Below are 12,351 nucleotides of genomic sequence, written 5' to 3' on the forward strand. Positions count from 1 at the left end.
GCAGGGTGCCGCCCACCGGCGCACCCGACGGGCTCAGCCGATCAGAACGTTCACACCGTGGCCGCCCGAGCCCTGACCGCGTCCGCCGGATCCCATCCCGCGCGCGGCACCGAGGCGAGCAGCAGCCGCGTGTACGGGTCCTGCGGGCCGGCCAGGACATCGGCCGTCGGGCCCTGTTCGACCACGGTGCCTCGGCGCATCACCACGACCTCGTCCGTGATGTGCTGGACGACCGCCAGGTCGTGGCTGACGAAGACGAGAGCGACCCCGGTGTCGCGGCGGATCTCTTCGAGCAGGTGCAGGATCTGCGCCTGGATCGACACGTCGAGCGCGGCCACCGCCTCGTCGAGGACCAGCACCTTGGGGTCGACAGCCAGCGCCCGCGCGATGGCGAGCCGCTGGCGCTGGCCGCCGGACAGGCCGTGCGGCCGGGCCCCCGACTCACGGGCGCCGAGGCCTACTTGTTCCAGGAGTCCATCGGCGAGGAACTCGTCCCGGCCGTGCAGGCGCAGGGCCGTGGTCAGGCACTGGCGGGACGTGAGCCGGGGGTCCAGGGACACGTACGGGTCCTGGAAGACCATCTGGATCTCGCGGGCCCGCGCGAGGCGCGCCCGGCTGCCGCGCGGGGTGCGTGGTGCGCGGGTCCGCCCCGCCACGGAGACGGTGCCCGCGTCGGGCCGTACGAGGCCCACGAGCATGCGCGCGACGGTCGTCTTGCCGGATCCGGACTCGCCGACGATGCCGAGTGAGCCGCCCGCCGGGACGGTGAAGGTGACGCTGTCGGCCGCGGTGAGACGCCCTCCGCCGGGCAGACCGTATGTCTTGCGCAGTCCTTCCACCGCCAGCAGCGGGGCGTCCTGCGGTACTTCGGCGGTCATCGAACGCTCCTCTTCAGTGGAGTCGGGCCCGGGCCGGTGAGTTCGGGCAGTCGTCGGCAGGTAGCGCTGCCCCCGCCCGACAGGGGCGACGGCTCGGGCGACCAGGTCGAGCACGCCGGATCCGCGTCGGCACAGCGGTCCGCGAACTCACAGCCGCCGAACGTGTCCGCGAGGGACGGCGGGCGCCCGGGGATCGGGCGCAGGTCGCGCCGCCCCTCCCCCAGCGTCGGCGAGCAGGCGAGCAGTCCCCTCGTATAGGGGTGGCGTGGCCGGTCGAAGAGCTGGATGGCCGGCTGTTGCTCGACAACCCGGCCCGCGTACATGACGTAGACGCGATCGCAGTACGCGGCGGCGAGGTGGAGGTCGTGCGTGATGAACAGGAGGCCCAGGCTCCGGTCGGCGCGCAAGGTGCGCAGGAGCGAGAGGATTTCCGCCTGGGTGGTGACGTCCAGGGCGCTGGTCGCCTCGTCGGCGAGGAGGAGACGCGGGTCCGTGGCGAGGGCGCCGGCGATGACGACGCGCTGGAGCATGCCTCCGGACAGTTCGTGCGGGCGCTGGCGGGCCCGGCGTTCGGGGTCGGGGAGGCCGACGGTGTCAAGGAGTTCGACGGCCCGGGTGCGGGCCGTCTTCTTGTCGAGGCCGGTTGCCGTCAGCCGTTCGACGAGGAAGTCGCCGACGCGGCGGACCGGGTTGAGGGCGGAGCGCGGGTCCTGGTGAACCATGGCGACCGTACGGGAGCGGTGGCGGCGCAGGTCGTCGCCGGTCAGGGCGAGGACGTCCGTGCCGTCGACGTGGACGGATCCGGATATGGCTGTTCCGTCGGGCAGCGTGCGCAGGGCCGCCTTGGCGGTGGTGGACTTGCCCGAGCCGGACTCGCCCACCAGGCCGACCACTTCGCCGCTCGCCACCTGGAGGGAGACGCCGTTGAGGACGGGCCGGGCGGTGCCGGGCAGTTGGAGGGTGAGGTTGTCGATGTCGAGGAGCATGGCTACTTCCTGCTGCCGAGTCGGTCGGCGGCCCAGACCCCGACGACGTTGAAGGACACCACGACGAGGGCGATGGCGAACCCCGGTACCAGCGCGGGCAGGAGCGCGCCCTGGACGACGGCGGCCTGCCCCTCCTGGACCATCAGTCCCCAGTCGGAGCTGGGCGGCTGGGCACCGAAGCCCAGGTAGGAGAGCGTGGCCAGGGACATCAGGGCCTCGCCGAAGAGAACCACGAGATAGCCGACGACGGACCGGCCGAGGTTGGGGACGAGGAAGCGGGCGCAGATCCGTGCGCCGCCCATGCCCAGGACCCGGTAGGCGTCGATGTACGGCTTGCGGCGCTCGGCGAGGGCCACCGAGCGGGTGTACTTGGCGACGGTCGGCGTGTACGCGAGTCCGAGCGCCAGCACGGACGTCGTCATGCCGGAACCGAAGACGGCGATGATCAGGACGGTGAACAGGAGCCCGGGGAACGCGTACATGACGTCGGTGAGGCGGGAGACGAGGGTGTCCACCCAGCCGCCGCGCCAGGCGGCGAGCGTGCCCAGGGTGACGCCGAGAATTGCGGCGATCGCCAGCAGCAGGATCGGGGCGATGAGGCTGGTGCGGGCTCCGTACAGGACTCGGGAGAGCAGATCCTGCCCGGAGGAGTCGGTCCCGAGGAGGTGGTCGCCGCTCGTGCCGACGAGGGACGCCGAGAGGTCGATCGTGTCGGGGGCATACGGGGCGAGCAGAGGTGCGAGGACTGCGGCGAGTACGACGAGGGTCATCACGCCGCCCGCGACGACGACGCCGAAGGGGTGCCGTTCCCTTACGGGTTTCAGGCCGATGGGTGCGAGGGTCTGGGCGCTCATGCGGCGGCCTCCTTCACCCGCGGGTCGAGCAGCGGGTGGACCAGGTCGACGAGGGTGGTGACCACGATGTAGCCGGTGACCATGAGGAGGAGTACGGCCTGTGCGACCGGGAAGTCGTGGGTGTTGATCGCGCCGACGAGCAGTGATCCGACGCCGCTGATCCCGAACGCGGTCTCGACGACGACGGTGCCGGCGAGCATGCCCGCCATGACCAGGCCGCACATGGTGACGATCGGGCCGAGCGCGTTGCGCAGGATGTGCCGGAGCACGATCTCACGTTCGGGGATGCCGGACGCGCGGGCGGCCTCCACGTGATCGGCGGCACCCGCGTCGACCATCGACTGCCGGGTGACGCGGCTGATCAGGGCGAGCGCACCCAGCGCGAGCGAGAGGGCGGGCAGGGTCAGATGGTGCAGGCCGCCGGCGAAGCCCTCGCCGCTGCCGGACACCGGGAACCAGCCCAGCTGCACGCCGAACAGGGCGACCAGCGCGATGGCCGAGACGAACGAGGGCACCGACGCGGCGAGAGTCGTGCCGCCGACGACCGCCGAGTCGATCCAGGTGCCGCGGCGCACGGCGGCGAGGATTCCCGCGCCGACGCCGAGGACGACGAAGAGCACGGTCGCGTAGGCGACGAGGGCGAGTGTCGTCGGGAAGCGGGCGGCGACCAGGTCGGCGACCTGGTCGCCGTACTTGAAGGAGCGGCCGAGGTCGAAGTGGAGACAGTCGCCGAGCCAGCGCCCGTACTGCACGACGAGCGGCTCGTCGAGGTGGTATTGCGCGCGCACCAGGTCGAGCTTTTCGGGGGTGAGTTTGTCGCGGCCGCCGGCCAGGAAGACGGCGGGGTCGCCGGGTGCCGCGTACACGGCGGCGAAGATGACGAAGGAGGCGGCGACGAGGGTGGCGAGCAGTCCGGCGAGGCGCCGGGAGATCCGGGCAGGCATCGGTGGTCAGCCCTTCTTCGCGCCGAGTTCGGCGGCCCACGGGTAGTAGAGGTACGCCATGGAGGCGGGCGGTCCGGTGAGCTTCGCGTTGAGGACGAGGACGGAGGGGACCTGGGCGACGGAGATCCACACGGCGGCGTCGGTGAACTTCTTCTGGACGTCGACCGCGAGCTTGGCCCGCTCGGCGTCGTCGAGGGTGGCGAGTGCCTTCTTCACCTCGGTGTCGTACGCCGCGTCCTTGAAGCCGACCCAGTTGTTCGAGGAGTCGGACAGGGCATTGTCGTAGAAGCCCATCGGGTCGGCCTTGGAGATGTACCAGTCGCCGGCCAGGACGTCGATGTCGGCGCGGGCCTGCGGGTCGCTGTAGAACTGCTCGAACTGCGAGGTCGGGACCGTCTTGATCTGCCCCTTGAGGCCGATCCGCTGGAGGGCCGCTCGCACCGCGTTGGCGATGACGGTGCGGCCCTGGCTGGCGTCCGTCCCGATCACGATCGGGGTGGCGGCATCGGCCCCGGACTCCTTCACCAGTTGCTTGGCCGTGGCGAGATCGTCGGCCGAGGGGCTGGCGGGGGCGTAGTCGACGGCCTTCTGGGCGGCTTCGAGGACGGGCTTCTCGTAGCCCCAGGCGCCCGAGCCGACCGGGGTGCCCCAGGGCTGGACCATGCCGCCGTAGCCGGACGCGGCGATGCCCTTGCGGTCGAGCGCGAGGGACAGCGCCCGGCGGACCTTGGCGTCCTTCAGTCCGCCGCGCTCGGTGGGGATGAGGACGAGCGACGCGGTGGAGGGACCGTAGTGCTGCTCGATGCCCTTCTTGCCCTGAAGAGCCGCTGCGGTGTTGGGCGATTCGGCGTACGCGCCGTCGGCCGCGCCGGTAGTCAGGGCGTTGACGAGGGCGCTGTCGGCGGCCCACCGGAAGGTGACCTGCTTCGTCAGCGGCTTCCTGCCCCAGTAGGAGTCGTAGCGGCGGATGGTGATGGAGTCACCGGACTTCCAACTGCTCAGCTCGTACGGCCCGGTGCAGGCGTCGGGCTGTCCGGGTGTGCCGAAGTCCTTGCCGGCCTTCTCGACCTGCTCCTTGTTCCACACGATGCCCGCGTCGCCCGCGAGTGCCTTGAAGAACATGGCGTCCGGCGCCTTGAAGGTGATCGTGACCTGCCGGGCGCCGGTCTCCTTCATCGCGGCGATGTTGCCGAACTCGTCGCCCTGTTCCATGTCGGGGTCGGCGTGCCGCTTCAGGCTCCACAGCACGTCGTCGGCGGTCATCGGGGTGCCGTCGTGGAAGGTGACGCCGGAGCGCAGGGTCAGGACGAGGGTCTTGTCGTCCGGCGTCTCGGCCTTCTCGGCGAGGAGGGGCTTCGTCGACATGTCGGGCTGCAGTTGGTAGAGGCGTTCGCAGACGTTGGTGAGGACGACGCGGCCCGCGCTGGAGCCCTGGGTGTCCAGGTCGAGCGAGTCCGGCTCGTCCTCCAGGAGCCAGTCGGCGTTGGCCAGTTCACCCTTGGCGGCGGTGGTCGTGGGGGTGAGGGTGAGCTTGGCGGCATCGGCGGTCGCTGAGCCGCCCGCGGTGTTCCGGGTGGCTCCGCTACAGCCCGCGGCCGCGGCGATCGTCGCGACGACGAGGCCTGCGGCCACGGCCGCCCTTCTTCTGGAACTGGTGTGGGTCATCGCTGAATTCCTGTCAGTTCTGGCCGTACGGGCCGTCGTAGAGGTTCCAGGGGAGGTGCTGGTACTCGCGGTCGCAGGGGGTTCCGGCGGTCACGTGGTAGTCGCCGGTGGTCAGGTCGGCCAGGGAGGAGACGAGCGTCGTCCAGTGCTTGACGGCCGGCTGCCGGGAGTCCGGGTGGGTGCACAGGGACTCGGGGAGACCGAGGTGATCCGACATGGCGTGGCGGATGATCTTGCGGGATTCGTCTGGCCCCGTCGAGCCGCGCAACGCCCTGAGCCCCTGCTCGGCGCGCGGCACGCGGACCAGGGAGTCGGACGACATGGGCCGGTAGCCGGCGGCGGCCAACTGGGCGGGGACGCCTGCCTGGTAGTGGTTGCCGTGCACCAGCAGGCCGTCGGTCGGATACATCCAGCCGTGTCCCGCCGGGGTGGTCTCCAGATCGATGGCGAAGCCCTCGCGGCAGGTCAGCAGGGCGTTGCTGGCGATGTGGGCACGGGTGCGGCAGAGCACGTCGAGGGCGTCGGTGATGTTGCTCTGGTCGAGGACGCTGCGGCGCACGACGGTCTGGGGCAGGCCGATCGCGTCGTCGAAGCGGCCGCCGAGGCCGTTGGCGTTGAAGGCGATCCCGGCGGAGTTGGCGCCCTGGCGGCCGATCTGGCCGGCCTCGACCTGCATGACCAGGGTGGGTTTGGGGGGCTGAACGATCCGGATCATGACGACGGTGTCCGCGACCCCGGCACGCCAGTCCCAGTTCTGTCCGGCGTAGACGTGCCCGTCGCCGCTGGCCTCGCCGTAGGCGGCGAAGGAGGTGCAGCCCTCGGCGGGCTCCTCCTCGGGTGTCCTGCCGCCGGCCTCCATCTGCGCGAAGGACTTGTCGTAGATGACCTCGCCCCGTGCGTTCAGGGCCAGGACGTCGAGCAGGCCGACTCCCGCGCCGTCCGCGATGCCCCGCATCTCGTCGTCGAGGTGGGGTGCGTAGTCGCGTACGGGTTCCAGCCAGCGGGCGGCGCGGGCGGTGACGCGGTCCCAGGTCAGTCCGGCGGACTGGCCGAAGGCCTCCTCGTAGTAGGCGAGGGCGGCGTGCAGTTGGGGCCGCACGGCCTCGCCGTACTGCCGGCCCCGGTCGAGCGGGCTGCCGGAGATCTCGATGACCGGAAGAACCCGGGTGGGGGCGGTTTCCGTGGGACGGGGTGTCATTCTTCTCCTCGCGACGGAGCACTCCCGAACGACGGCGGAGGACCGGAGGATCCTGTAACGTCGATTTCAGAAAGAGCTCCACTTGGAACGTTCTGCCCAGGACAGTAACGCCAACCACACGGAAGTCAATGGTTGTAATGGAAATTACAGAGGACGGGGCCGGTGCGACGCGGCTCCGCGCAGCGATTCGCGACCAATGGGAGGAACTGTCCACCTCCGAGCGTGCCGTGGCGCAGTACCTGGCCGGCGCGCCCGTCGAGCAGCTGCTCTTCGCCAGCGCGCAGGAGCTGGGTACGGCGAGCTCCACCAGTAACGCAACCGTCGTCCGGGCACTCCAGCGCCTCGGCTACGCGGGTCTGCCCGCCCTCAAGCGCGAACTTGCCAACGACTTCACCTCCGCCGTCGCCCCCGAGGTCCGCCTCAAGCAGCGCATCGCGCACGTGGGCCGGGACCTCGCCTCCATCTGGACCGACGTCTTCGACGAGGCCCGCGAGCGCATCGACCACACCCAGCGCCTCACCGAACCGGACGCACTCAAGCGCGCGGTGACCGCACTCGCCGAAGCGCACGAAGTGTTCTGCTACGGAATCGCCGCCTCGGAACCGGGCGCCCGCCATCTGGCCCTGGCACTCGGCCGCATCGGCCGCCGGGCCCGGTTCGTCTCCGAGACCGGCTTCGCCCTCGCCGACCAGCTACTCGCCCTCGGGCAGGGCGACGCGGTGGTCATCTTCCAGCCCGGCCGCCAACTCGTCGAACTCACCGTGATGATGGAGCGAGCCCGCGCGGTCGGCGCCAAGGTCGTCCTGGTGACGGACGAACTGGGCGAGGTCTACGAGGACCGGGTCGAGGCGGTCCTGACGGCACCGCACACCCCGACCGGCATCACGGCGGAGTCACTGACCGGCCTCCTCGTCGCCGACGCACTCCTCCTCGCACTCGCCACCCTCGACGAGTCCCGCGCGGTGGACTCCTCCCACCAGCTCACGGCACTACGGGAACAACTGCTGCGACCGAAACGGCGGGGTTGACGGGCCCCGGCTCCGGTGTGTTCTTCGGTGCGCGGCGCCCGGTGGCGGGCCCATGACCCGCAGGGCAGGCTTGGACGCGGACGTCCGCCGCGGACCACTTCGTCCGGCCCGGCGGATCTCTGAAAAAGCCGGGCAGGAGAGGCATGGACGCGGCCGTCTTCGAAGATGCCGGCCGGATGCTGCTCGAGGAGCACCCCGGCGACGAGCGAGGCCGCATGCTGCAGTCACCCGGACTCAAGACCTCCGGCTCGTTCTACGCCCTTCGCCACCGGCGACGACCTCGTGGTCAAGCTGCCCGCCGCACGGGTCGCCGAGCTGATCGAGGTCGGCGCCGGTCGGCCGTGCGCGCCCCGCCCGGGGCGGCCGATGCGGCAGTGGGTCCGCCTCACCCCGGCCGATGCCGAGCTGTGCCTGGCCTACCTGACGGAAGCACGGGAGTTCGCGACCGGCCTCGCCACACGGTGACGACCGCCGGCTGACATGGAAGGAATGCCCGCTGATGCCCCAGACGCCCAGCCCGGCCCTCCAGACCGCGCTCGCCTATCACCGGGCCTGGACCGGAGGCGACTTCGAGCAGGCCATGACCTACATCGCCGAGGACATCGTCTGCCAGGCACCGGCCGGGCACCTGGAGGGCGCCGAAGCATTCCGGAGCTTTATGGGCCCCTTCGTACAGATCCTCACCGGCTCGACTCTGATCGCCTCCTTCGGTGACGAGACGACCGCGCTGCTGATGTACGACACCAGCACCGAGCCGGTCGCCAGCGCACCGGCCGCCGAGTGCCTGACTGTCCGGGACGGCTCGATCACCCACCTGCGGATCATCTTCGACCGGACGCCGTTCGACGCCGCGAGGAAGGCTTCAACGGCAACATGACCGCGGCCGGGGAGATGCAACGGCCACCTACGCGTTGACCACGGGGAACAAGGTGACGTCGTGCGCCGGCCACCGCGACGACGTCCTCCAGGCCAAGCCGGACTCCCCGCGCACACCGCACCCCAGGCCTGACCGTCCGTCGCGGGGGAGCTCCACGAGGCTGCCGCACCTGGTGCCTACGACGGCCGCGATCGGCGGCACCCTTCGCTTCGACCTGATCACCACCGTCACGACGTTTTCCTGCCCGGGCCGCAGCGCGCCGGACCCGATGACACACCAGGTCACCCGAGTCTCTCGCCACCAGATCCCGGCCGACACGTCAAATCATGGACGGATTCATTTTTGGACGCGTCTAAGTTTTGCGTTACAGTGAAAGCGGCCGCGGAGGTCCGTTCCGGAAGCCCATACCGAGGGAGACACCATGAGCAAGGTCTGGTTCATCACCGGCACGTCCCGCGGCCTCGGCCGCTCGTTCGCCGAGTCCGCGCTGGAGCGCGGCGACAAGGTCGCCGCGACCGCCAGGAACGCCACCGCCTTGGACGATCTGGTCACCAAGTACGGCGACGACGCGGTTCTGCCCCTGCCCCTTGACGTCACCGACAAGGCGGCCGTCGCCGCCGCGGTGTCCGCCGCGCACGAGAAGTTCGGCCGCCTCGACGTGGTCGTCAACAACGCCGGCTACGGCCTGTTCGGCATGGTCGAGGAGATCACCGAGCAGCAGCTGCGCGACCAGATGGAGACCAACCTCTTCGGCGCGTTCTGGGTCACCCAGGCCGTACTGCCGATCCTGCGCGCCCAGGCCAGCGGCCACATCGTGCAGATCTCGTCCGTCGGCGGCGTCGCCGCGTTCCCCTCGCTGGGTGCCTACCACGCCTCCAAGTGGGCGCTCGAGGGCTTCAGCGAGTCTTTGTCGCAGGAGGTCGCCGGCCAGGGGATCAAGGTCACCATCGTGGAGCCGGGCGGCTTCAGCACCGACTGGGGCGGCTCCTCCGGCGTACACGCAGACCCGAACCCCGCCTACGACCAGGTCCGCGTGGCCATCGGCGCCCGCTTCGGCGACGCCCGCTACGCCGAGCCTTCCGACGCCGGGGCCGCATTGCTGCAGATCGTCGACGCCGAGAACCCGCCCCTGCGGGTGCTGTTCGGCACCGAGCCCATCGAGGTCATCGAGCCCCTCTACGCCCAGCGCCTGCAGACCTGGGCCGACTGGGAGCACGTCTCCCGCACGGCGCAGGGCTGACCGGCCATACGGCACACGTGCCGTACCGGGTCACGTACCGCCTCGCCGATACAGCGGCCCCGGTTCTCTCGACACTCCTTCCGTCAGACACCTTCCCATCAGGAGCTTCAGCCCATGTCCGTACCTCAGACACCCCGCACGTTCGGAGCGAGCACCACTGCCGCCGAGGTCCTCGACGGCGTCGACCTGCACGGCCGCCGGGCCGTGGTGACCGGAGCCAGTTCCGGAATCGGGGTGGAGACCGTCCGGGCGCTCGCCTCGGCGGGTGCCGACGTCACCCTCGCCGTGCGCGACACCGACGCAGGCGCCAAAGTGGTGGCGCGCCTGGAACCGGAACTTCGGCACGGCGCAGGGAAGCTGAGCGTGGGGCGGCTCGACCTGGCCGACCGGTCGACGGTCACGGAGTTCGTGGCCGCCTGGCAGGGACCGCTGCACATCCTGGTCAACAACGCGGGCGTGATGGCCCCGCCGCAGCTCGTCCGCATGCCGGACGGCCGTGAGCTGCAGTTCGCCGTCAACCACCTGGGGCACTTCGCCCTCGCCGTCGGTCTGCGCCCGGCGCTCGCGGCGGCGGACGGCGCCCGGGTCGTCTCGGTGAGCTCCATCGGCCACCTCTTCTCCCCGGTCGTCTTCGACGACCTTGACTACCGCTTCCGCCCCTACGACCCGTGGACCTCCTACGGGCAGTCGAAGACCGCCAACGCCCTGTTCGCCGTCGGCGCCGCCGAACGCTGGGCCGACGACGGCATCACCGCCAACGCACTGATGCCAGGCAACATCGCCGACACCTCCCTCGCCCGTCACATGGACATGCAGCAGGTGGCCGACTTCATCGCCTCGGGCGAACTCGCCCTGCCGCCCGGCAAGACCGTGGAACAGGGCGCCGCGACCTCGGTCCTGCTGGCCGCCTCACCGACGGCGGAGGGCATCACCGGCCGCTACTTCGAGGACTGCGCCGAGGCCGAGCCGGTGTATGAGCGGGCCGGCGCCGTCGCCGGCGTCGCACCGTACGCCCTCGACCTGGACAACGCGGCTCGCCTGTGGGCCGTCTCCGAGGCATTCGTCCGCTAGCGGCCACGCTGTCCGCCCTGCCCTCACAACGTGAGCAACGGGCCCGGCTGAGCCTTCAGTTGTGGCAGCCGCCGCGCCCCATGGCGAGCAGTCTCCGGCGCCGAGCGGGGGGGCAGCCTGTTGGTGCTCTTCCACGACCTGGTCATCGTCGTGCTCCTCGGTCAGGCGTCGCAGCACTTCGCCGGACCTCTCACCCGGCACGGGCCTGGACGGGGTTCGCCACGGTGTTCATGTGCGCCGCGACCGTCAGCCTCGCCGAACACGCCCAGGACGACCGGACCCCGGCCCATCGCCGCCGTCGCCTGCGCGGGAGTCGGTAGGCGCGACCACACTGACACCGGCAAAGAAGGGGCACACACCCGCTGTCGCACTCGCCTGCGCCCCTCAGTGCCGTCGCGGCGACTCAGTGCACAGGATGCAGCTCGAAAGATTAGATGTATCCAAACATATATTCGTCCACGAGCGACCGTAGAATGGAACCCGGGAGAGAAAGAGGATCCATGAGCCTGCGGGAGCGCAAGAAACTGGCGACCTGGCGCGCCATCCGAACCGCCGCACTGCGACTGTTCGAAGAACAGGGCTACGAGGCCACGACCGTCGAGCAGATCGTGGCCGCGGCGAACGTCTCGCGTGCCACGTTCTTCAACTACTTCGCCGGCAAGGAGGCCGTGGTCTTCGATCAGGACCCCGAGGAGCGGGGTGCCTGGCAGGCCCTCATGGACGACCGGCCCGCGGACGAGCCGCTGTGGGATTCGCTGACCGTGATCCTGACCGGGTTCGTCGAGAGCCTGCGGGACCGCATGCCGCTGCAGCGCCGCCTCAAGGCTCAGTCACCCGCCCTCGCCCAGTCGGGCCAGAACTTCGGCGAGGCGTTCTTCACCGAACTGAGGAAGTGGGTGGCATCCCGCACCGACCCCGGCGCCGACCTCAGCGCGACCCTGCAGGTGAACCTCGCACTGGCCGCCGCCATCACCGCCTATGACACCTGGCCCGACGACGAGCCCTTCGACGGGTTTCTACGACGCCTCGAGCGCTGCCTCAGCGCGGGGCGCCCCGTCGTCGCCATCGGTTGAGATTCCCGCCGGGGCGCGACGACGCTCAGTGCGGCGGCTGAGGGCTGGGATTCCACCGCGCGGCCTGCACGGTGAGATCGGGCAAGCCCCGGCCTCAGAAGCCCTCATGGGCAGCGAGTTCTTCGGGAGTGCCCACGAAGGCGGGACCGCAGCCCGCCGGCAGGCGCTCGAGCCCCATCCCTCTCTTCGGAGGGAATCTCCGCCTTGAGGCGGGGAGGGAGTCCGATCTCGTGACTGCACACGTCCGTCGTCACGCACTTTCCGCCAATCCGCTTCAACGACGGCGTCGCCCGCTGCGTCCCTGGTCATGGCGCCATCACGCACGAGGGGAGACGGCCGATCGGGGAGTTTGATTGATCCAATGGCCTCGTCAACTACCCGGCCCTGAAGGGCCAGGCTTGGAGGTAGAGCCCAACTGGCTGCTGGGTGGTCTCCTCCGTCAAGCACCCTAGACGGGTGCAGGGGCGTGTGACTCCGCCCCGCTTCGCCACAACTTCCACGCACGAGCGCCGATGTTGCGGGAAGCATTGCGGTCTG

Annotated in this window: 12 protein-coding genes; 6 read left to right on the plus strand and 6 right to left on the minus strand. The window is 70.4% G+C overall.

Features of this window, described 5'->3' with window-relative positions:
• Positions 1–50: 50 nt before the first annotated feature.
• From ACWFR4_RS41720 to ACWFR4_RS41745, 6 genes are read right to left on the minus strand one after another with little or no spacing between them, the layout of a single operon-like run.
• Entirely contained in the window at positions 51–878 is an 828-nt protein-coding gene (locus ACWFR4_RS41720; protein WP_453656779.1) for an ABC transporter ATP-binding protein, read from the minus strand.
• Positions 875–1,864 (minus strand): ABC transporter ATP-binding protein, encoded by a 990-nt coding sequence (locus ACWFR4_RS41725; protein WP_453656780.1) that lies wholly within the window; start codon positions 1,862–1,864, stop codon positions 875–877. The genes ACWFR4_RS41720 and ACWFR4_RS41725 overlap by 4 nt, the downstream gene beginning before the upstream one ends.
• A 2-nt stretch (positions 1,865–1,866) precedes the next feature.
• Positions 1,867–2,718 carry an ABC transporter permease gene (locus ACWFR4_RS41730; RefSeq protein ID WP_453656781.1) on the minus strand — a complete coding sequence of 284 codons (852 nt, stop codon included), beginning with the start codon at positions 2,716–2,718 and terminating at the stop codon, positions 1,867–1,869.
• The gene (locus tag ACWFR4_RS41735; protein ID WP_382639231.1) at positions 2,715–3,662 is read right to left on the minus strand and encodes an ABC transporter permease; all 948 of its coding nucleotides are present in this window, start codon (positions 3,660–3,662) and stop codon (positions 2,715–2,717) included. The genes ACWFR4_RS41730 and ACWFR4_RS41735 overlap by 4 nt, the downstream gene beginning before the upstream one ends.
• A gap of 6 nt (positions 3,663–3,668) precedes the next feature.
• Positions 3,669–5,327 (minus strand): ABC transporter substrate-binding protein, encoded by a 1,659-nt coding sequence (locus ACWFR4_RS41740; protein WP_453656782.1) that lies wholly within the window; start codon positions 5,325–5,327, stop codon positions 3,669–3,671.
• A 13-nt stretch (positions 5,328–5,340) separates the two neighbouring features.
• A complete protein-coding gene (locus ACWFR4_RS41745; protein ID WP_453656783.1) occupies positions 5,341–6,525 on the minus strand; it encodes a C45 family autoproteolytic acyltransferase/hydolase in 1,185 nt (394 codons plus the stop codon).
• 128 nt (positions 6,526–6,653) lie between these two features.
• Between ACWFR4_RS41745 and ACWFR4_RS41750 the strand changes: the two genes are divergently transcribed.
• From ACWFR4_RS41750 to ACWFR4_RS41775, 6 genes are all read left to right on the plus strand, one after another.
• A complete protein-coding gene (locus ACWFR4_RS41750) occupies positions 6,654–7,553 on the plus strand; it encodes a MurR/RpiR family transcriptional regulator (protein WP_453656784.1) in 900 nt (299 codons plus the stop codon).
• Between the two features lie 282 nt (positions 7,554–7,835).
• Entirely contained in the window at positions 7,836–8,018 is a 183-nt protein-coding gene (locus ACWFR4_RS41755; RefSeq protein WP_453656785.1) for a hypothetical protein, read from the plus strand.
• A 34-nt stretch (positions 8,019–8,052) separates the two neighbouring features.
• Positions 8,053–8,430, plus strand: coding sequence for a nuclear transport factor 2 family protein (locus ACWFR4_RS41760; RefSeq protein ID WP_453656786.1), 378 nt, complete (start codon positions 8,053–8,055; stop codon positions 8,428–8,430).
• Between the two features lie 421 nt (positions 8,431–8,851).
• The gene (locus tag ACWFR4_RS41765) at positions 8,852–9,670 is read left to right on the plus strand and encodes an SDR family NAD(P)-dependent oxidoreductase (protein ID WP_453656787.1); all 819 of its coding nucleotides are present in this window, start codon (positions 8,852–8,854) and stop codon (positions 9,668–9,670) included.
• Between the two features lie 114 nt (positions 9,671–9,784).
• Positions 9,785–10,741, plus strand: coding sequence for an SDR family NAD(P)-dependent oxidoreductase (locus ACWFR4_RS41770; RefSeq protein ID WP_453656788.1), 957 nt, complete (start codon positions 9,785–9,787; stop codon positions 10,739–10,741).
• A 500-nt stretch (positions 10,742–11,241) separates the two neighbouring features.
• Positions 11,242–11,814, plus strand: a complete 573-nt coding sequence (locus ACWFR4_RS41775) for a TetR/AcrR family transcriptional regulator (RefSeq protein WP_453656789.1) — start codon at positions 11,242–11,244, stop codon at positions 11,812–11,814.
• Positions 11,815–12,351: the final 537 nt, after the last annotated feature.

The sequence above is a fragment of the Streptomyces sp. NPDC055140 genome (assembly GCF_053607285.1).